This is a genomic window from Streptomyces rubradiris, assembly GCF_016860525.1.
In the GTDB taxonomy this organism is placed as follows: domain Bacteria; phylum Actinomycetota; class Actinomycetes; order Streptomycetales; family Streptomycetaceae; genus Streptomyces; species Streptomyces rubradiris.
The window spans coordinates 2303871-2324377 of the sequence record NZ_BNEA01000015.1; the positions used below are offsets into that span (position 1 = coordinate 2303871).

The 20507-nt window shown below is 72.2% G+C and carries 15 protein-coding genes; 10 read left to right on the top strand and 5 right to left on the bottom strand.

Features of this window, described 5'->3' with window-relative positions; all coding sequences use genetic code 11:
• The first annotated feature begins 93 nt into the window (after positions 1–93).
• The 7 genes from Srubr_RS23290 to Srubr_RS23320 all read left to right on the top strand — a co-directional run bounded on the left by Srubr_RS23290 (position 94) and on the right by Srubr_RS23320 (position 5749).
• The gene (locus Srubr_RS23290) at positions 94–615 is read left to right on the top strand and encodes a hypothetical protein (protein WP_189997526.1); all 522 of its coding nucleotides are present in this window, start codon (positions 94–96) and stop codon (positions 613–615) included.
• Positions 616–681: 66 nt separating this feature from the next.
• The gene (locus tag Srubr_RS23295) at positions 682–2958 is read left to right on the top strand and encodes a hypothetical protein (RefSeq protein WP_189997527.1); all 2277 of its coding nucleotides are present in this window, start codon (positions 682–684) and stop codon (positions 2956–2958) included.
• 212 nt (positions 2959–3170) lie between these two features.
• Positions 3171–3518 (top strand): hypothetical protein, encoded by a 348-nt coding sequence (locus tag Srubr_RS40985; RefSeq protein ID WP_229926834.1) that lies wholly within the window; start codon positions 3171–3173, stop codon positions 3516–3518.
• A 72-nt stretch (positions 3519–3590) separates the two neighbouring features.
• Positions 3591–4004: a hypothetical protein gene (locus Srubr_RS23305; RefSeq protein WP_189997529.1), complete on the top strand. Its 414-nt coding sequence runs from the start codon at positions 3591–3593 to the stop codon at positions 4002–4004.
• Between the two features lie 32 nt (positions 4005–4036).
• Positions 4037–4594 (top strand): hypothetical protein, encoded by a 558-nt coding sequence (locus Srubr_RS23310; RefSeq protein ID WP_189997530.1) that lies wholly within the window; start codon positions 4037–4039, stop codon positions 4592–4594.
• A 214-nt stretch (positions 4595–4808) separates the two neighbouring features.
• A complete protein-coding gene (locus tag Srubr_RS40990; protein ID WP_229926835.1) occupies positions 4809–5207 on the top strand; it encodes a hypothetical protein in 399 nt (132 codons plus the stop codon).
• Positions 5208–5599: 392 nt separating this feature from the next.
• Positions 5600–5749 carry a hypothetical protein gene (locus Srubr_RS23320; protein ID WP_189997532.1) on the top strand — a complete coding sequence of 50 codons (150 nt, stop codon included), beginning with the start codon at positions 5600–5602 and terminating at the stop codon, positions 5747–5749.
• Positions 5750–5875: 126 nt separating this feature from the next.
• On the opposite strand, the gene Srubr_RS23325 is transcribed toward Srubr_RS23320, so the two are convergent.
• The 3 genes from Srubr_RS23325 to eccB are packed head-to-tail and all read right to left on the bottom strand — an operon-like array spanning position 5876 to position 9314.
• The gene (locus Srubr_RS23325) at positions 5876–6484 is read right to left on the bottom strand and encodes a hypothetical protein (RefSeq protein WP_189997533.1); all 609 of its coding nucleotides are present in this window, start codon (positions 6482–6484) and stop codon (positions 5876–5878) included.
• On the bottom strand, positions 6472–7773 hold the full coding sequence (mycP, locus tag Srubr_RS23330) for a type VII secretion-associated serine protease mycosin (RefSeq protein ID WP_189997534.1): 1302 nt from the start codon (positions 7771–7773) through the stop codon (positions 6472–6474). Before mycP ends, Srubr_RS23325 begins: the two co-directional genes overlap by 13 nt.
• Before the next feature lie 11 nt (positions 7774–7784).
• Complete coding sequence (eccB, locus tag Srubr_RS23335; RefSeq protein ID WP_189997535.1) at positions 7785–9314, bottom strand: type VII secretion protein EccB; 1530 nt, start codon at positions 9312–9314, stop codon at positions 7785–7787.
• A gap of 197 nt (positions 9315–9511) precedes the next feature.
• Between eccB and eccE the strand changes: the two genes are divergently transcribed.
• The 3 genes from eccE to Srubr_RS23350 all read left to right on the top strand — a co-directional run bounded on the left by eccE (position 9512) and on the right by Srubr_RS23350 (position 15389).
• Positions 9512–10849 (top strand): type VII secretion protein EccE, encoded by a 1338-nt coding sequence (gene eccE, locus Srubr_RS23340; RefSeq protein ID WP_189997536.1) that lies wholly within the window; start codon positions 9512–9514, stop codon positions 10847–10849.
• Complete coding sequence (locus Srubr_RS23345) at positions 10846–11634, top strand: hypothetical protein (protein WP_189997537.1); 789 nt, start codon at positions 10846–10848, stop codon at positions 11632–11634. The genes eccE and Srubr_RS23345 overlap by 4 nt, the downstream gene beginning before the upstream one ends.
• Before the next feature lie 323 nt (positions 11635–11957).
• Positions 11958–15389, top strand: a complete 3432-nt coding sequence (locus tag Srubr_RS23350) for an SCO5717 family growth-regulating ATPase (protein WP_189997538.1) — start codon at positions 11958–11960, stop codon at positions 15387–15389.
• Positions 15390–15472: 83 nt separating this feature from the next.
• Here Srubr_RS23350 and Srubr_RS23355 read toward each other — a convergent pair whose 3' ends face one another.
• Entirely contained in the window at positions 15473–16420 is a 948-nt protein-coding gene (locus tag Srubr_RS23355; RefSeq protein WP_189997539.1) for a bifunctional riboflavin kinase/FAD synthetase, read from the bottom strand.
• Positions 16421–16718: 298 nt separating this feature from the next.
• Positions 16719–20399 (bottom strand): serine protease, encoded by a 3681-nt coding sequence (locus Srubr_RS23360; protein WP_189997540.1) that lies wholly within the window; start codon positions 20397–20399, stop codon positions 16719–16721.
• Between the last annotated feature and the right edge of the window lie 108 nt (positions 20400–20507).

Below are 20507 nucleotides of genomic sequence, written 5' to 3' on the forward strand. Positions count from 1 at the left end.
GGTCGCACATGGCGGACATGGCGCAAATTTTCCATGGCGTTGGTTGCTAGGTTGTGCCGGCACCGGACTAACCACGGGGGAAGGGGCCCTTCCATGGCCTGGGACGAATGGGAGCAGCTCAAGGCGGAGGCTGCCCAGGGACAGTCGGCACAGATGCAGCTCAACCACGTCGACGGGGGCGGTGGCACGTACGGCCCCTATGTCATCCCCAGCAAGACCGGTGACCTCAAGGTCGGTCACAAGGACCTGGAGAAGATCGGCAGCGCCGCGCACCACCTGTACGACCAGCTGTGGGACAAGGCCCGGGTGGCGACCCCGAGCAGCGACTCCGCGGCCGGTGACCTCACCAAGCAGGGCTTCGCCCTCGGCGCCGGTCTCCAGCACGTGTCGAACCGCTGGGAAGAGCAGTTGAAGTCCCTGATGGACGCCTGCGCCCAGATCTCCAACCACATGCAGACCACCAAGGCCGTGCACGCGAACGACGAGCACTACATCCAGCGCCAGATGAGCAGCATCGACGCCCTGGACGACGGGTTCGACGAGCGGGTGGGGGCGCCGGGCAAGAAGAACGACTACGGGGACGACGGCAAGGACAAGGGCAAGAAGAAGGAATAGCGGCGTCGGGCTGTTGACGACGCAGACGATCACACCGCCGACACGCTATCCCCGGGACGAGCACCAATGGACTTCGACGCTCTCTACCACGCCAACTTCAAGCTCCTCGACGACGCCGTCAGCGACTGGTCGACACTGGTGAAGCACCTCGCGGACCTGAAAAAGGACGCCGAGGACGGTCTGCACAAGGCCGCCAACTCGGCCAACTGGGCCGGTGTGAACGCACAGGTCTCGAAGCAGTTCATCGGGAAGACGGCCGGCGAGTTCGGCGACGCCCACACGCAGGCCACCACCATCTACAAGATCCTGCTCGACACCCGGAACGAATTGAAGACGTTCCACCAGCAGCTGACGGACGCCGTCTCGCGCGGTCAGAAGAAGAACCTGACCGTCGCCGACGCGGGCGGCGGCAAGTTCACGGTCACGGGCAACACCCGGCCCGACTGGGGCTCGGACCCTAGCGGCAACAAGAGCGCGACCAATCAGAAGGACGTCGACGACCTCCGCGACGAGATCCAGGGCATCCTCAGCAAGGCCACGGAGAGCGACAACTCGGCCAAGGACGTCCTCATGGCGATCGTCGACCAGGCCCGAATGGGGTTCTCGGACGCCAGTTACAAGGACCGGGACAGCGCGGCAGCGGCCGTCAAGGAAGCCGACGAGTTGGCGAAGCTGGCCAAGAAGGACATCGACGACCTGTCGGTGAAGGACTTCGACCGGCTCAACGCGGGACTCAAGAAGTACCACGGTGATCCGCTGTTCTCGGAGCGGTTCGCGAAGGACCTCGGGCCGGACAAGACCCTGTCCTTCTGGGCCAACGTCAGTGACCCCTACGTCGCCTGGGACGTGAACCACGAACGCCGCGACCAGTTGGGAGAGCTGCAGAAGAACCTCGGTCTCACACTCGCCACGGCCAGCCAGAGCGACACGGCCGACATGACCGAGTGGAAGCGGCGCATGGTCGACATCGGCGACCAGGAGGTCGGTGGCAAGCGCGGCGGCCTGCTGGGGTTCCAGGTCATGAGCAACCTCATGCGCGTCGGTGATTACGACGACGACTTCATGAAGCAGTACGGCAAGAGCCTCATGGAGACGGAGCGGAAGTTCACGCATGACGGAAAGCACATGGCCTGGCAGCGGATAGGACCCAGCCCCTATCTCAACCACATGAAGGGTGACACAGGCTTCGACCCCTTGTCGGGCTACCTCAAGGGCCTCTCGAACAACCCTGGCGCCGCGACCGACTTCTTCAACGACGACTTCATCCCGAAGGACGGCGACCACAAGACCGCGGTCTCCAACTTCAAGTACCTCTTCGAGGACCGCCACTGGCCGCATGAGAGCAACAGCGACCTGAGCCGCGGCGAGAGCACGGACGGCTACAATAACCTCGCGTCTGCACTGGAAGCCGCCACGACCGGGCATCCCGCGGGAGAGATCCCCACTCAGGACACCGCTCCCCACACCAAGGAACAGGCCAAGCTGTTCAACGCCATCGTCTCGTCGGTAGGAGACGACCCTGAACGGCTTACCGATCACAGTGTCATGTCCGACAGTATGGGACAGATCGCTTCCGAATACCTTCCGGACATCAACCGCGCGACGACAGACGTGAGCCGGGATTCGGAGGACTGGAAGCAGATCGAGAAGCTCTATCCGATCGCCGGCGCCGATTCCGAGGTCAGGCACCGGGATGTGAGCAAGTTCCTGTTTGCCGTGGGGCAGGATCCACGAGGCTACGCAGCCGTCGAGGTGGGGCAGCAGGCGTACATGTCCAAGTTGATGGAGTACCACCTGAATCCGGACCTACCGGCGGATCAGCGCTTCTCTCAGGATCAGGAGACCACGGTCAAGTACATCGCCCAGCGCTCCGGTGAAGTGTCGGGCGTCCTCGGCCTCGGGCGGCAGGAAGAGATCGCGAAGCCTGCCGGCGACAAGGATAAAGACTTCGACTACAGCGTCTCCCAACGCAAGAACGCGATCTCGGGCGGAGTTGGAACGGTCGTGGGTGTCGGCACGTCGTTCATCGCGACTCCCTGGGTCGGCGCGGCTGTCGGTAGTGGGGCCGGTACGGCCACCAGCGTGCTTTTGGAGCACATCTACAAGGACGCCGAAGGGCACGCCCTTGAGGAGGCTGCCGAGGAAATGGGAAGCCGCTGGCAGGCCGGCCTGGAGAAAAACAACGAGTATGTCGCGATAGGCGCGCAAGAGGCCGCCAAGCGCTACCACCTGTCGAACGAGAACGACATCGGTACGTGGTCGCGCGAAGGGGCTCGGCAGGGCTACATCAATGCCAACGACATTCTGCAGGGTCAGGCGCCCGGCAGCAGAACGACCTCCTGACATCGAGCCATGACGAGAATGCCATGAATGTGACTTCGGGTCCTTTCCCGGGCCGCCGTATCGGGGCTGCCGTCGCGGTCTTCGTTCTCCTCCTCACACTCCCGAGCTGCTCTGAGGACGAGCCGGAGCGCGAGTACTCCTTGCCTCGGACCGCGTGTGGCACCACTGTCGACGCCGAGGCACTCGCCAAGTTCCTCCCGCCTGGAAAGAAGGTGTCGACCGAGGTCACAGTCGCTTCCGCCAAAGCAACGCGCTGTGCTGTCTCCGTCGACGGCAAGCGGGTCGTATACACCGCGCAGGAGTGGTGGAACGACATGTCAGTGCTTGAGTTCGCCAAAGGCCTGACCCTCGACAAGGTGGGGCACCAGACAGAAGACGGTCGGTTCGCATACTCGGGAACCCAGGCGTTCGGAAAGGCAGAAGGCTGCCGCAACAGCCGTGGCCAGATCCTCTATACGGCTGTGCTGGCGACCGGCTCCGAACACAGTGATGCCGCAGCCATGAAGCAGCTGATCACCGAGTACACGAAGGCGGTGCAGCGATCAGACGTTTGCCACTGAGTGGATCGCACTGCACGGTTTCCGGCAGGGGACTGGAAATTCGATGACTCGGCAGGCTTGGCTGCCACAGCGATGCTCGCAGTACTGGGCACGATCGCCGGCTGTTCAGGCTCCGACGCGGAGAGAGGATACGCCGCTCCCAAGTACCTGTGTGGTGTGCCGGTGGCCCCGGACCTTCTTTCTCCCTTCCTTCCGGCGGGCAAGACGGTCAAGGTCAGAGAATCGCGTCCAGTACCCTCCAGCGAGATGTTCCGGGTGGACGTGGATGGCACACGGGCGGTGATGGCGGAACTCCACTGGTGGGAGGAGGGCGTTGACGTCTCGACCGTCGTCACAGCCAATCCGGAGACCGAAAAAGCGGCGCGGTCGGTCGACGACAACTTCTTCTATACCGCCACAGGTGCCGTCAAGCTGGCCCAAGGATGTAAGAAATCGGACCACGTCCGACACCTGCTGTACACCGCCGGACCGAGCCAGGCCGGCTGAACGGGCTCTCACTCACTGCGTTGGAAGGCGTTATGCACAACATCTCCGGGCGCGGAGTCCGCTCCGTGGTCGCTCTTCTGGGGGCAGGGCTGATGGTCGGGTTGACGACCTCCTGCTCGTCTTCGTCACCCACGCGTGAGTACGCCGTGCCGGGCGATGTCTGCGGCACCCGGGTGGCCCGTTCTCTGCTGGAGCCGCTGTTGCCCCCCGGAGAGAAGGTCGGCGCCCAGCCGACATCCTCGGTCGGCGTCAAGCGCTGCCGGATTCTGGTGGACGGGAAGGTCGTCCTGTCCACCAGCGTCGAGAAGCACGATGCGAACACCAGCGCCGGTGACGTCGCTTCATCCGCCTACGGCGTGGAGCCGACCGACACCCGGGCAGACGGGGGCCGCACCATCTACTCGAAGACCGGTGCCGTCAGTCTCGTCGAGTGTCCCGGCTCCGCCTCGGCGGACAGCACTGTCTGGGCCACCGTGCGAACCTCGCACGACATGAAGGCGTCGTCGATGCGCGATTTCATCAAGGGATACGCAACCGCCATCGGCAAGGGTGACGCTTGCCGTGCCCTGTCCTCCCACGGCAATGCGTAATCGATCGCTGCTTTCGCTCGCCGGAGGCGTCATAGGTGTGGTGGGTCTTGGTTTCGGGCTGGCCTACGCATGCGGTGCTCCCCCGTTCGATGAGGAGAAGGGCGAGATCAGGGCCTCGGCTGTCTGTAAGACCCTGGGGACCCCGGCCGGGTCGGCTGACGCGTTGCGGAAGGTCCTGCCCGACAAGTCCTCGTACTCCTTCGACGATCGGGTCATGCATCTCCGCATCGACGATTCCGACCGCACGTATGAGACGTCCTGCTTCGTCAACGGTGACGGGAAGATGCTGCTCGTGGCGACGGCCGAGATGGCGGGCTACGACAAGGCCGAGGAGTGGGTGGAGGAGGTGGTCGCCAATGCCTCGGCGCCCTCGGACGTGACGTCTTTCCAGGCCGGTGACAAGGCGGTCGCCTCGGAGAAGCTCGCCGCCATTTACGTCCCGTGCCGTGACAAAGGATTCCGTGAGCATCTGAGCGTCGTCGTCGAGCTCAAACAGCGGGGAGGGGCCACAGCTGCGGAGGGGCGTGAGGGCCTGATCTCGCTTGCGCGGAACGCCGCGCTGTTCGCGCACCACAAGGCCAAGTGTGACGCGCCGTCGAAGGTGACGGGGTGACTATGCTGCGGTCGCTGGGACTGCCCGTTCACCGAAGCCGTAGGACGGGCCGATGAGTGTGCGTAAAGCGGCCATGGTTGTCGCGGGTTGTCTTGTGCTGCTGAGCGGGTGCAGGGGTGGGACCTGAAGGAGGCCAAGGAGATGGGTGTCGGTCAGTGTCATGACGTGGCCGGGCGGGACTCCTGCGCGCAGGTCCGTTTCTTCGGTGTCGCCGCCTTTCGCCAGGAGAACGAGCCGGACATCTCTTTCATCGTTCAGGCATACCGTGACGAGGACACGGCGCGGGCCGCGTGTGGGTACCGGAGGCCAGGGCGGTGCCGGCCGGGGGCATCGGTGATCAGCGGGATGCCGTGGCCGGGCTCGGCCCCTCGATCGTCGAAGGGTCGAAGAGCTTGATGATTCAGACGCGGGTGGGCAGCGTCATCATGCTGTCCATGGCCGACTCCTACATGAACCGGTTCGCCGGCGTCTTCGCGCGGCGGGCCGGGCAGGCGGAGGCGGGCGAGAGGCCGTCGGCGGGGATGAGGGGCTCCGCGAGCTAGGGGGAACTGGGGGTTTGGGGCGTCGCCCCGGGGGCGACCGGCCCGGCCGGGTCGGTGGGAGTGTTCTCGTACGCGGCTCCCGTCCGTGCCGTCACTCTTCCGGGTGGGATGTGGCAGCGGCCCTTGTCAGCACTCGCCCTCTTCCAAGGACGTGGTGAGCCGGTACCCCTGGTACGTCAGCGTTCCCTCGCCGCCCGTGATGCCGGGGGGTGTGTAGTCGTCCTTCTTGGAGCGGGTGCGGGTGAGGTGGGTGCAGAAGGCGGTGTCCGTGCCGTCGGCGGTGATGGTGAAGGATGCCTTCGCGGGCGTGTTGCTCTCGGCCGGGTCCACCGACACCCCGTATCCGGGGGCGTCGCCGCCACCGTACTGGAGGACCTTCTCCTCGATCAGGGACGCGTAGTCGGGGAAGGCGAGCGGGGTGCCCGCGTCGTCGGCCTGGAAGGTGTAGCCGTTCAGGTCGTCGGCCGTCTGCTCGACCGCGCTGGTGAGTTCGCCGTCGCTCCAGGAGCCGTCGTCGGAGACGCCGAAGCCCTGGACGGCCAGGTAGACACCGAAGCCCGCCAGGCTCAGGAAGAGGACCCGGGCGGCGACGAAGGCGGAGTCGGGCAGTTCGGGTGCCGACGGATTGATGTTCGCGCGCCAGGAGCGCACCCGGTCCGTCTTCACGCAGGCCATGGCCACCAGCACGGCGGCCAGGACGAGGCCCAGCACGTTCAGCTTGTTCAGCGCGTCCATGAGGTGCCTTCCCTGAGGCCGCGGCGTCTGCGGCGGGCGTCGCGTACCGCCACCGCTCCGCCGCTCAGGCCCGCCACCAGGACCGCCACGGCCACGGCGACGTAGGTCGCGATGCGGGCCGTGCGTTCGCGTGGGGTCTCGCCGAGGGTGAGCTTGGCGGGAGTGGGTGCCTCCGCGTGGGTGAGGCCCGCGTCGGGGTGCGGGGACTCTATCGGGTGGTCGTCCTCGGTGAGGGCGCGCACCGGGTCCACCACACCCCAGCCGACCAGGGGATCGTGGCCGGCGATGGAGCGTTCGGCGGTCTGCTCGATCTGCGCCACGATCTGCCGGGGTGTCCAGTCCTTGTGCTTGGCCTTGATCAGCGCGGCCACGCCGGCCACGTAGGGCGCGGAGAAGCTCGTACCGTTGTCCGGGCAGTGGCCGCCCTTCGGGACGGTGGAGATCATGTCGACGCCCGGGGCCGCCACGCCGACGAAGTCGCCGGACTGGGAGAAGGCCGCGCGTTCGTTGTTGCGGTCAGAGGCCGCCACCGCGAGGACTCCCGGGTACGACGCCGGGTACGTCTTCTTCCGGTTGCCGCCCAGGCCGTCGTTGCCCGCCGAGGCGACCACGACGATGCCGGCCCCCAGGGCCTCGTTCACCGAGCGCTGGAGGTCGGGGTCCGGGGAGGCGGCGTTGGCCGTGTCCTGGGAGATGTTGATGACGTCGGCCTTGACCCGGATCGCGTGCCGGATCGCCTGGGCGAGGGTGGCGGCCGTGCCGTTGCCGTCCGCGTCGTTCTGCTTGATCGGGATGATGGTGGCCTCGGGGGCGAGGCCGACGAAGCCCGTGCCCTTCATGGGGCGGGCCGCGATGATGCCCGCCACCCGCGTGCCGTGCCCGACGGTGTCGGTGGTGCCCTTGTTGTTGCCGCGGTCGATGGGCTGGCCCTTCTTGTCCTTGGTGGGCAGGAAGTTGGCGCCCCGGGAGGCGTCGACGGCGTGGGCGAGCTGGGGGTTGGCCGTGTCCACGCCGGTGTCGATGACGGCGACCCTGACGTTCTCGCCCTTGGACTGGGTCCACAGCTCGTCCAGGTTGACGCGTTGCAGGGCCCACGGCGTGCCGGCGTACTTGTGGTTGGTCTTGTCGAACGTGCACTGGTCGGAGGCGGAGTCCGCCGTGGCCGCGGGCGCCGTCAGGAGGGTGGCGGCCACCGCCGCGGTCGCCGCCACGAGGGTCGTACGAGACAGGGGCGCACGAGACAGAGTCGTACGGGTCGGGGTCGTACGGGTGCGGAACGCAGACGTCATCGGCGTACCCCTCAGGAGCCCTGCGGCTGGCGGGCGGCCGCGGTCGACAGGCGGGGGCCGGTCGGCAGGAACTTGGACCAGGGGGCGGGGATGGGCGCGGGGTTCACGTCGGCGTAGCCGAGGCGGGTCTGCGCGAGCTTGGCCTCCTGCTGGAGCTGCTTGCGCTGCTTGTCGGTGACGCCGATGCCCTTGTCCTCGCCGGCGCTGTCGTCGTTGGACTGGAGCGCGTAGCGCAGACCGGTGTCGGTGACCAGGAAGACCGGGCCGGCCTTGGTCTCCCGGCCCTGGAACTGGCGGTAGAGCTGGCCGGAGCCGGCGGTGACGTAGGCGCTGGAGGAGCCGGTGGGCAGCACCGCGGGGAAGTCGGTGCCGGCCCAGGTGCTCAGGGTGGTGGCGCCGTTGTCGGGGTCGACGTGGTTGAGGATGTTGCAGACGGTGTTGCGGCTGCCGTCGGCCGTGGCCGGGTTGTTGACGGCGCTGGGCTTCTCGGTGGGCCAGGTGTGCTCGGCGGCGAACGGCTCGCCCCGGGTGATGGCGCCCGCGCTGACCTCCTGGGCGTGCCCGGCCTGGCCGAGCTTCACCAGGTCCGTGCTGGCCAGCAGGAGCTGGGCGACGAAGTCGGAGACGGGCGCGACCCGGCCGGGCAGGACCACGAAGTACTGCTCCTGGCCGTTGACCGGGGCCCGCAGCACCATGCCGACGCGGTTGGCCCCGGGGTCCAGCTGGCCGGGGGCGTTCGCGGCGGCGCCGGGCACCCCGGTGACCGACGGGAAGCTGATCGGGTCGCCCGGGTGCAGGGTGTCGATCCACTCCTTGGTCACCCGCTGCGGGGTGCGGTCGGCGCCCACGATGGTCTGGAGCAGCAGGCTGTCGCCGGCATCCACGGGGTAGGCCCGGCCGCGCGCGTCGATCACGTACTGCTTCTTGTCCGGGGTGGCGACGTAGAGGAGTTCGCCGCCGCGCAGCTTCTGCCGGCTGCCCCGGAGCTTGTCCCGGTCCCGTTCGGCCAGGACGAACGCGGCCTTCTGCACGGAGCCGCCGCTGCCGCTCGGACGCTCGCACACGGCCCATTCCTTGGCCGCGCCGGCCTCCTTGCCGGAGGGCAGCCGGTCGGGAGCGTAGGGGATGCCGATGGTGACGCCGTGCGGGATCTTGCCGTTGTCGAGGACCGACTCGTCGACGGTGACCACGTCCACGTCGCTCTGGGTGTCGAGGACGAGCTTGGCCGACGCCATGTTGAGGACCGGGTGGAGCTGGACCTTGTCCTCGGTCTTCAGCACGACGTACCGGGTCGTGGACTTGCTGGCGATGATCACCTTCTGTCCGGGGGCGTCCCAGCCCTGCGGGGCCGTCGGCTTGAACATCCCCCAGGCACCGAAGGCCGCGAGCACGACGACGCCGACGATCGCGCCGGGCAGGATGGCACGCAGCGGCCGGGGCGCTCCCTCGTCGGAGGCATCCGGTGACGACTGCACGAACGACGCGAGCATGCGGCGCTTCGCGAAGGTGTAGGCGTTGAGTTGGTCCCGCCGAGATGCCATCTGTGCCTGTTTCTCCCCGTGACTCACGCGGAGCGCGCCCGGGGACCACGCTCCCCCGCCCTCCGTTGTCGGACCCGGCCCCTACTATGCCTGGTACGGAGCGGGTCTCGTGGAGCGGGTAGGGTACCTGGGCCCTCAAGGGCCTTGTTCAGTGGCCTGGTTCCAGCGAGTTGTGAGCAAATCGGGGGGATGCAGTGATGGCTTCCGGAACGCGGACGCGAGCGCGCGGCCGGTCGGCGGCACGAGGCCGTGCGGCCGGGTCCGGGTCCGCGCCGCGGGCCGCGTCCGCCCGGCGCGGCGCGGACCGCCGGCAGGTCACGCCCGGGCTCAGGCAACGGCCGGGCCAGGCCGGGTCGTTCCGTTTGCAACGGCTTGTGCTGGTGGAGCTGGCGGCGGCCGTGCTGCTCGTCGGCTGGGCCGTCGGCATGGCAGCCCTGGTGCCGGCGGCAGTGGTCGCACTGGTGCTGCTCCTGCTGGCCTTCGTGCGGCGGCGGGGCCGGTCCCTGCCGGAGTGGCTCGCCACCGCGCGGGAGCTGCGGGCACGGCAGAAGCGGGCCGCGAACACCCCGATACCGCCGGGCACCGAGCCCGGACTGGTTCCGGCGGTGGAGTGCGAGCCGGCCCTGCGCACGTACTCGTACAACGCGCGCGACCGCCGGCCGGTCGGTGTCGTCGGGGACGGCACGTTCGTCACGGCCGTGCTCCAGGTGGAGGCCGACGCGACCGCGCTGCGCGCCGAGCGGAGCCGTCAGCCGCTGCCGCTGGGCCTGGTGCGGGGCGCGCTGGAGGTGGACGGCATCCGCCTGGAGTCCGCGCAGATCGTGCTGCACACGCAGCCGGCGCCCGCGCTGCACCTGCCCCAGCAGTCGGTGGCCGTCGCCAACTACATCCCGTTGCAGGAGCAGACCGGCGCCCCGGCCGTGCGCATCACCTGGATCGCGCTGAAGCTGGATCCCGAGCTGTGCGCGGAGGCCGTGGCCGCGCGCGGCGGCGGGCTGGAGGGCGCGCAGAAGTGCGTCGTACGGGCCGCCGACCACCTGGCGAGCCGGCTCACCGGCGCCGGGTTCCGCGCCCGGGTGCTGGACGAGGAGGAGCTGGTCGCCGCCCTCGCCACCTCCGCCTGCGCCAATCCGCTGGTCACCGCGGAGGCGGGGCGCAGCGAGACCCGGGAGCGGCGCACGGAGGAGTCGGGGCGCAGCTGGCGTTGTGACAACCGGCGGCACACCACGTACTGGGTGCGGCGCTGGCCCCCGCTGGGCGGCGGCCCGGCCGAGTCCCTGCCCCAGTTCGTCGCCCGGGTCACGGCGGTACCGGCCCTGGCGACCACCTTCAGCCTGACGCTCGCGCCCGGGGAGCGGCAGGAAGTGTCGCTGTGCGGGCACCTGCGGGTGACCGGGCGCAGTGACGACGAACTCGTGGCGGCGCGGCGCGCGCTGGAGGCCGCCGCCCGGCAGTCCGGGGCGGGCCTGGCCCGGCTCGACCGCGAGCAGCTGCCCGGCATGCTGGCCACTCTGCCCCTCGGAGGTGCGCGGTGACGACGGTTCCGACGACTTCCCCGGCGGCGGGCCGGGCGGCGCCCGGCGCCCCGGAGCCGTCCGGGCTGCGGCGGACGGTGGACCGGCTGCGGCACGGGCTGGGCCTGATCGGGCCCCGGCACGGCCGGCACGGACTGCCCGCGCAGCACCTGGACGCGCTCGCCCTGCCCATCGGGGACGACGGGGTGGTGGCCGGGGTCGACGCCGAGGGACAGCCCGCCGTGCTGGGCATCAACCGGCCCACGCCCTACGACGTCGTCCTGATCGGCGGCCTGTGGACCGCGCAGGTGCTGGCGCTGCGCTCGGCCGCCACCGGTGCCCGGGTCGCCGTGGAGACCGGCCGGCCGCAGGCCTGGATGCAGATGGTGCACGCGATGGGCGGCGGACAGAACGGCCTGTCCGTGTACGACGTCGGACGGGTGCCGCCGCAGGGCGCCTCCGCCGGTACGCCGGTGCTGGTGGTGCGGGACTGCGGCATGCGGCCCCCGCGCGGCCGCGTCGTCTCCGGTCCCTGGCAGTCGGTGCTGACGCTGCTGCCGTACCTCAGCCCGGTCGCGCCCCGGCTGCTGCGGCAGGCGCGGCTCGCCGGCATCCAGCGGGTCTCGCCGGACGAGGCGGCCGAACTCGGGCGCACCATGGGGCTGTCGCGGACCGAGGTGGAGTCGCTGCCCGCGCTGCCCGACGGCGTCACCCTGTGGTGCACCGACCGTGACCGGCAGTACGTGCTGACGCAACCCACGGACGCCGAGATCGGATTGTTGGGCACACCGCGCCGGATGGACTGAACTGCCCTTGCGTGTCCCTTTTATTCGGGTGCCCTGATGGTCCGGGGGTGGACCGGTGGGACGGTTGAGGCGTCGTTGAGGCGTCTCAAGGCGGGCGCCGGCCTGCCGGGCGGGGGCGGACAGGCGGGCGGGCCTGCCGAGGTGTGGTGTCCGGTGATTAGGCTGGGAGCGGGCGCGATGGCAGGACCCGTGGGCCGGGCGTCGGTGTCCCGGGGGGAGGTCCGGTGAGTCGGACCGCCTCGAACGACTACGGACGACTCGGTACGACACGACATGGTCGCCCCGGCACGGCATGAGGGTGCTCGACCACACCAGGAGGAATTGTGAGCAGCGATCGGGACGGGATGCGCGGGGGCTGGGACACACCCGGCGATGACCAGCCCGACGCGGAGGCCGTCGAGACCACCGGCGAGTTCACCATCGACTACGCTCCCCCCGCCTGGTACACGCAGAACGCCTCGGGTACGTCGGGAGGCGCGAGCGGTTTCACCGGTTCCGCGGATCAGGGCGCTCCGGCCGGTTCGGCGGTGCCGTCGTTCCCGACGAGCCCGCCGACCCAGGCCCCGGCTCCCGCCCCGGCCCCTGGTGCCACGCCGCCTGCCGTCCAGCCGACGGGCACGCCCGCGCAGGGCACTCCGTTCGCGCCGCCGCCGGGGGCTCCGTTCACCCCGCCGTCGGGCACTCCGTTCGCCCCGCCGGAGGGCACCGCGTATCCGCCGCCGTCCGCTCCCGCGCAGGGGTCTTCGGGCCCGCCTCCGCAGGGTGCGCCGTACGCCCCTGAGGGTGCGCCGTACGCCCCGCCCGCGCCGCCGGCCGGCGGCCCGGTTCCGATGCCGCGGCTGCCCGAGGGCTTCGAACCGCAGCAGCCTCAGCAGCCGCAGCCGGCCGGGCAGGAGGTGCCGGGCGCTCCCGCCGGGGTCCCGGCGGAGACGGACAACGGGGACCTGGAGAGCGGGGCGACCATGCGGTTCTCCGCCGTCGCCCTGAAGCGCGAGATGGCCGAGTTCGCCGAGCGCGTGGCGGCCGAGACCAAGCCGGCCGAGGGCACCGACGGTTCGGCCGAGGAAGCCGGTGCCGGGGGTTCCGGCGATTCCGGGGATTCCGCCGATTCCAGGGCTTCCGGGGCTTCCGGGGCTTCCGGGGATCGGAAGGACGGCGAGGGCGCGGTGGCCGAGGCCGCCGGCTCGGAGACCGCCGCATCGGTCTCCGGTGTGCCGGATTCCGGTGCCTCGGGTGACTCTCCGTCCGAGGAAGGCAAGGCCGGTCAGGAGGACGCGGGGTCCGCCGCCGCTGACGGTTCCGTGGCGGCGGAGGGCACGGACGACAAGGCTGCCGAGGTGACCGCCCAGGAGGGGAGCGCCGAGGAGGGCGCCGCCGACTCCGCGCGGACCGACGCCTCGGCGCCCTCGGACGCCGTACCGGCGGACGGTACGGCCCAGCAGAGCGCTCCGGAGGACGGCGCACCGCAGGACAGCGCCCCGGGCGACGGCACCCCGGACGGCAGCACCGCGAGTGACGGCACTGTGAGTGACGGCACCGCGAGCAATGGTGCCCCGGGCGCCGATGCCGCGGCCGTGGCCGTCGACGCCTCGGGCGACGCCGCCCAGCAGCCCACGGACGCCCAGCCGCTCGCCGCTCCCCAGCCCGGCGGCTACGGCTTCCCCCAGCCCCCGGCGCCCCAGCAGCCCGGCGTGCCCCAGCCCGGGGGCTACGGCTTCCCGCCGCCCCCGGCGACTCCGCAGCCCGGCGCTCCCCAGCCCGCGCCCGGTGCCCCGTACGCCGCCGCGCCGCCCGCTCCCCCGGCTCCGCAGGGGGCCCAGCCCGGCTGGGCGCCGCCGCCCGGGCCGCAGCACGGGGTGCCTCCGCTGCCGCCCGCGTACCAGCCCGCCGCTCCCGCGCCCGCCGCCCAGTGGCCGCAGCAGCCCGGGCCGATGCCGGGTCAGCAGCCACAGCCACAGCCGGTGGACGGCCAGGGCCAGGGCCAGGCCGGCGCTCCCGGTGCGCAACCGCCGTTCCAGCCGCAGGCCCCGCAGCCCGCGCCCGCCGCGTGGCAGCAGCCGAACAACCCGGGCCACCCCAACAACCCGGGTCAGCCGAACAACCCCGGCCAGCCGAACCAGCCCACCGTGCCGGCGGCCGGTCCGCAGCCGGTCCCCAACGGTCCCATGCCGCCCGGCGGTTACGGCTTCCCACCGCCCGGTGCATCCAACTCCCCGGCGCAGCCCGGTGGTTACGGCTTCCCCCAGCCGCCGGCACCCCAGCCGAACCCCGGCGGCCCGACCCCGCCGAACCCCAACGGTCCCACCCCGCCCGGCGGCTACGGCTTCCCGCCGCCCGGCGCGCCCAACCCCCCGGCGCAGCCCGGTGGTTACGGCTTCCCCCAGCCGCCGCAGGGTCCGGAGTCCGGCGTGCCGCAGGCTCCGGCCGATCCGCGTTCCGGTGCGGCCTGGCCGCAGCCCGTGCGGCACGACCAGCGGCAGCCGACCAACCCCGGTGCCGCGCCGCTCGGTTACACCGCCGCCGTGGAGCTGTCCTCGGACCGGCTGCTCAACAACAAGAAGCAGAAGGCGAAGAGCGGCCGGCCCGCCGCGGCCGGCGGCCGGTTCAAGCTGGGCGGGAAGAAGGAGGAGGCCGAGCGGCAGCGGAAGCTGGAACTGATCCGTACGCCGGTGCTGTCCTGCTACCGGATCGCGGTGATCAGCCTCAAGGGCGGCGTGGGCAAGACGACCACGACGACCGCGCTCGGCTCCACCCTGGCCACGGAGCGGCAGGACAAGATCCTTGCCATCGACGCCAACCCGGACGCGGGCACGCTCGGGCGCCGGGTGCGCCGGGAGACCGGGGCCACCATCCGTGACCTCGTGCAGGCCATCCCGTACCTGAACTCGTACATGGACATCCGGCGGTTCACCTCCCAGGCGCCTTCCGGCCTGGAGATCATCGCCAACGACGTGGACCCGGCCGTCTCGACCACGTTCAACGACGAGGACTACCGGCGGGCGATCGACGTCCTCGGCCGGCAGTACCCGGTCATCCTGACCGACTCGGGCACCGGTCTGCTGTACAGCGCGATGCGCGGGGTGCTGGACCTCGCCGACCAGCTGATCATCATCTCCACACCCTCGGTGGACGGCGCGAGCAGTGCCAGTACGACGCTGGACTGGCTGTCCGCGCACGGGTACTCCGACCTGGTCTCCCGGTCCCTCACCGTGATCTCCGGGGTCCGCGAGACCGGCAAGATGATCAAGGTCGAGGACATCGTGGCGCACTTCGAGACCCGTACGCGCGGGGTCGTCGTCGTCCCCTTCGACGAGCACCTGGCCGCCGGCGCCGAGGTCGACCTGGACATGATGCGGCCGAAGACCCGCGAGGCGTACTTCAACCTGGCCGCGATGGTCGCCGAGGACTTCACCCGGCACCAGCAGGCGCACGGGCTGTGGACGAGCGACGGCAACCCGCCGCCGGTGGCCGCCCCGCCGATGCCGGGCCAGGCCGTGCCGGGCCAGCAGCCGTACGGCGCGGGCCAGCCGTATCCCCAGGCACCTGGCCAGCCGTACCCGCAGGCGCCCGGCCAGCCGTACGCCCCAACGCAGCAGCCGTACCCGCCGCAGCAGGGCCAGCCCCAGCCGTACCCGGGCCAGCCCCAGCCGGGCGGCTACCCGCAGCCCGGACAGCCGCAGCCGCAGGCCCAGCCGTACCCGGGTCAGGCCCAGGGCCAGGGCCAGCAGCCGCCGCAGGCTCCGCCCCAGCAGTAGCGGGCAGGACAGACGAAAGGGCGGCCGGTGCGCATCGCACCGGCCGCCCTTTCGCTTCGTAAAACCGACAAGGACCCCTCCGGCTACCCCTCCGCCGCCACGATCTCCCGGCAGCGCTGCACGTCCACGGCCATCTGCTCCAGCAGGGCCTCCAGCGACTCGAACTTCGCCTGGCCGCGCACGTAGGCGAGGAAGTCGACGGCGACGTGCAGCCCGTACAGATCGAGGCCGACGCGGTCGATGGCGTACGCCTCCACCGTGCGCTCGGTGCCGTCGAACTGCGGGTTGGTGCCCACGGAGATGGCGGCCGGCATGGCCTCGCCCTGGGCGTGCAGGAAGCCCGCGTAGACGCCGTCGGCGGGGATGGCGGTGTGCGGGAGCGTCTCGACGTTGGCCGTCGGGAAGCCCAGTTCCCGGCCGCGCTGGGCGCCGCGGACGACGACGCCCTCCACGCGGTGCGGGCGGCCCAGGATCTCGCGGGCGCCCGCGACATCGCCCTCGGCGACCAGGCGGCGGGTCAGTGTGGAGGAGAACGGCTCGCCGCCGCCCGCCTCGCCGGTGACGTAGAGGTCGACGACGTCCACCTCGAAGTCGTAGGTCTTGCCCTGCTCGGCGAGGAACTCGACGTTGCCGGCGGCCTTGTGGCCGAAGCGGAAGTTGGGGCCCTCCACGACCGCCTTGGCGTGCAACTTGTCCACCAGCACCTTCACCACGAAGTCGGCGGGCGACAACTTGGAGAACTCGGTGGTGAACGGCAGGACGAGGGCCGCGTCGACACCCAGCTCGGCCATCAGCTCGGCGCGGCGGTGGTGCGGGGCGAGCAGCGGGGGGTGGCTGCCGGGGCGGACCACCTCGCTGGGGTGCGGATCGAAGGTAACGACGACGGCCGGCACGCCCAGTTCGCGGGCGCGGTCGACGGCGTGCTTGATGATCAGCTGGTGGCCGCGGTGGACGCCGTCGTAGGAACCGATGGTGACGACGCTGCGCCCCCAGTCCTGGGGGATGTCCTCCAAGCCACGCCAGCGCTGCACTGTGACCGCTCCTCGAACCCTTGTCCGTGTCTGTCCTGACCTCGTTGTGCAGGTCTAAGGGTGCCATGCCGGGTGCTCCGCGCCAGCATCGGCATGGGGGCTGTGACGGGGCGCACGTCCGCGGCGGCGCCCGGGCGGGGGCGCGTATGCCCCGTATCCGCCCAGGCCGATACGCGCACGCCCGCCCGCTCGTGCCTCACGCGGGTACACGAACGCCCACCAGATTCCGATCACGCGGGTACGCGCACGCCCGCCAGATTCCCGATCACGCGGGTACGCGCACGCCCCGGGTCCCCGGTCACGCCGGTACGCGCACGCCCGCCAGGTTCTCGATCATGCGGCGGGTGCCGGGGCCGGTCAGCGCGGCCCAGTCGTCCGGGGCGTCGGTCAGCCAGCGGGCCAGGCGGGCGGCGAAGCCGGGCACGTGCCGGACGAGGTCGGCCAGGCCCCGGTCGCAGCGGGCGGCGCCCTCGGGTGTACGGACGAGGAGCAGGCCGGTGCGGTGGACCAGGTCCCGGGTCTCCTCCTCCCCCGGCCCCGGACCGGCGTCGTCCCGGGCCACCGCCGCGTGCAGGACGGCGTCCAGGACGGCCGGGTCCCGCTCCCGGTCGAGCAGGAACTCCAGCAGCTCGCGGCGGAGCGGACGGGAGGCGGGCGTGCCGGGGCCGGCCAGGACGGTGGCGAGGGAGGCCCGGAGGGGTTCCGGGCCGCCGTCGAGCAGGGCGGTGACCAGCGGCAGCAGGACGGGACGCGCGGCGGTGCCGAGGCCGAGCCGGCGGTCGACGCGGCGGGCGAGGCGCCCGGCGGTCTCCGGGCGCAGCCGCACCGCCTCCTGGAGCAGCGCGGCGACCGGACGGGCGAGGGCCGGTGTGGTGATCGCCGTGAGGGTGCGCAGGTCGGCGTCCGCGGGGGCGCGGAGCCGGACGCGGAAGGCGTCCAGGACCGGTTCGGGGTGGGTGGTCAGGGCCGGGACGAGGGCGCTGGGCGGGATGCGCGGGTCGCCGTCGGCGAAGTGGCGCAGGACCGCGGGCAGATGGCGGTCGCGGGCGTCCGGGTCGTGGACCAGGACGGCGAGGGCGGCGCCGTGCAGGGTGTGGTCGGCGGGGCGGGCGAGCAGGGCGCGGGCGGCGCGCCCGAGCAGCGCGCGGTCCGCGGCCGTACGGACGTGGGGGGCGGCGCGCAGTGCGCAGGTGACGGCCGCGGCCCGGCGGGCGTGGCGCTCGTCGTGCGCCCAGCGGGCGGCGGCCCGGCAGACGGCCGACGGCTCGTCCTCGGCGAGGGCGCCGAGCAGTTCCTCCGCGCGTGGGTGGGGGCAGGCCGCCAGTACCTCGGTGAGGTCGTCCGGGGCGCGGTGCCGGTGGGTGTGCAGCAGCGCCTGCGCGGCCGTGGCCACGGTGGCGTGCGGGGTCGCGGACAGCGGGCGCTCGTCGGTGAACCAGCGGGTCAGCAGGGGCTGTACGGCCTCCGGCGCGGCGGCGAGCAGTGCGGCGACGGCGTCCAGACAGCGGGCGGCCGACGCGGACGGCGCCGGGTCGGCCGGCACGAGGCGGCGCAGCAGGTCCAGGCGCTCGGTGTCGGGCACGGGCAGCGCGGTCCAGAAGGCGGGGCCGAACTCGGCCGGTACCGGTCGCCGGTCCTGGCGCCAGGCGGCGACCCGGTCGGCGAGCAGCCGCAGCACCCCGGTGTACGGCGTCGCGTCCGGGACCTGGAGCAGGGTCCGGGCGAGCAGCCGGGCGGCCCACCAGCAGCCGGTGTCACGCTCCAGGGCGTCCACCAACTCCCTCAACCGGAGGCTCAGTTGCTGGCTTCCGTGCTGGCGGGCGAGGAACAGCAGGGACTGGACGACGGGGCCGATACGGTGGTGCGGCACCGGAACCGGGCGGGCGCCCTCGGGCCGCTCGCCGGGCGCGTGCACCAGGGCGCGCAGGGCCTCGTCGAGGTCCAGGTGCATGCCGTGCAGCCAGTCGGCAAGCTCCTCGTGGGCGAAGCGGTAGCCGGGGCCGGCCGGCACGAGGAGGCCCTCGGCGAGGACGGCGGAGGCCCAGCCGGTGCCCGCGCCTAGGCGGGCCGGGGCGGGTCCCCAGGGGAACACGGCCTCGAACGACTCCCGGTCCAGTTCGCCCTGCCCCGGGCCGAGGCTGCGCCGGGCCGCCTCGTGCACCTGCCCGGCCACCCGCGCGGCGAGCCGCCGTACGGCCGTACCGCGCGGCCCGCCGGCGGCGGCGAGCCGGACCGCGACGCGCAGGCACACCAGATCGAGGTAGGCGGCGAAGACGTCGTAGCGGTCCAGGGGCCCGGCGAGCGGGGCGGACGGGGCGGCGGCCCGGATCTCGGACAGCAGCCGGAGGGTGAGCGGGTGCCGGGCGTCCCGCTCGGCGAGGACACCGTCCGCGATGCCGTACCGGGCCCGGGCCAGGCGCGCCTCGTCGGCGGTGAAGTCGCCGATGGCGAGGCAGGGTGGCACGGGGGCGGTGGCCGCGGAAGCGGGACCACTCACGCACACACGACCACCCGCGGGCGCAGGACCGCTCCCAGACCCGGCACCACCCCCGGACCCAGAACCACTCACGAACGCGGCGCCACCCACGCCCGCGGCACCACTCCCGGACGCGAAACCACCCCCGGCAGCAGGACCACTCACAAAAGCGGGGCCCTCCCCGCCCGCCGGTGCGTGGAGCAGGTCCGCGGGGAACGCCCGCCCCGCGCGTTCCCAGTGTTCCTCCCGGCAGGCGACCAGCAGGCGGGCCCCGGTCCCGTGGAGCCAGTCGGCCGTGCCGCGGGTCCACTCCGGCAGGCGGTGGGCGAGGGCCGGGGGCATCTCCTCGGGGCCGTCGAGGAGGAGCAGCAGCGGGCGGCCGGCCCGGGCGGCGAGGCGGGCCAGGTGCTCCGGGGTGACGTCGCCCAGGTCCTCGGGGCTCACGGCGCGGGACGCGGCGACGATCCGGGCGGCGCGGGTCAGGGCGCGGCGCGCGGCGTCGGCCACCGAGCCGTCGGTGGCCGCCAGGTCGGCGCCGCGCAGCCACAGGGTGGGCGCGGGCCGCTCGCCCCGGGCGCGGCGGGCGGCGAGGGCCGCGAGTTGCGTCGTACGGCCGCTGCCCGGGGCGCCGACCAGGCCGAGCACGGGCCGGTCGCCGTCGGTGAAGGCGGCCAGCTCCCGGGCGATGCCGGGGCGCTCGATCGGGTCGGCGGCGCCCGGGGGGCCGTCCTGGCCGACGGAGGTCGTGGTCAGCTGGAGGATGCCGGCGAGGTTGAGGTCGGCGCCGTAGGCGGGCACGGTGGCCGCGTTGCGGGCGAGGAGTCCGGCGAGGGCGTCGGCGGCGGGCCGCAGCGGGACGGCGAAGCCGGCCTCGCGCCCGGCGGTGCGCAGGGCGGTGCCGAGGACGCCGACGACCGCGCCGGTGCGGGCGTCGCACACCGGTCCCCCGGCCGCGCCGCCGCCGGGTCTGAGCGCGTCCCGGCCGGCCGTGCCGATGGCCAGCTCCAGTACGTCGTCGAGAAGGTGAGGGCCGTCCCCGGCGGTGTACGTGGCCCGGGTGGCGGCCAGTACCCGTGCCTCCCGCCAGCAGCCGGCGGCGACCTGTACGTAGGTGCCCGCGTCGATCCGGTCCCGTACGGTCAGCGGCAGCGGGTCCGTGCCGAGGCCCTCGGTGCGGATAAGGGCGAGGCCCAGGCGGGGCAGCGGGGTGACCGCGTCGGCGGTGACCGTGCGGGTGCGCTCCCCAGGGGCGTGCAGCAGCAGCCGGGAGCGGCCGTCGACGGTCTCGTGACTGGTGAGCAGGGTGCCCTCGTGGTCGGCGAGGAAGCCGAGGCCGAGGGGGCGGCCGGCCAGGTCGCGGACGCGTACGAGGGCGGGGTCGGAGCCGGTGGGCCGGACGGCGTCGGGAAAGCAGCCCGCCCGGGCCGGTGCGCCGGGTTCCGGCTGCCCGTGTTTTTCCCGCTCCCGGCGCCCGCCCTCGGAGCGCGGGCCCCGTTCCGCCATGGCCGTACCCTCCCGCCCGTCCCTGTGCCCTGACCCGACGGTAGGCACGAGGAGCATGGCGGGACCGTTCTCCCGCGAACGCGCCCCCTTCCGCTCCCCCGGTTCGCT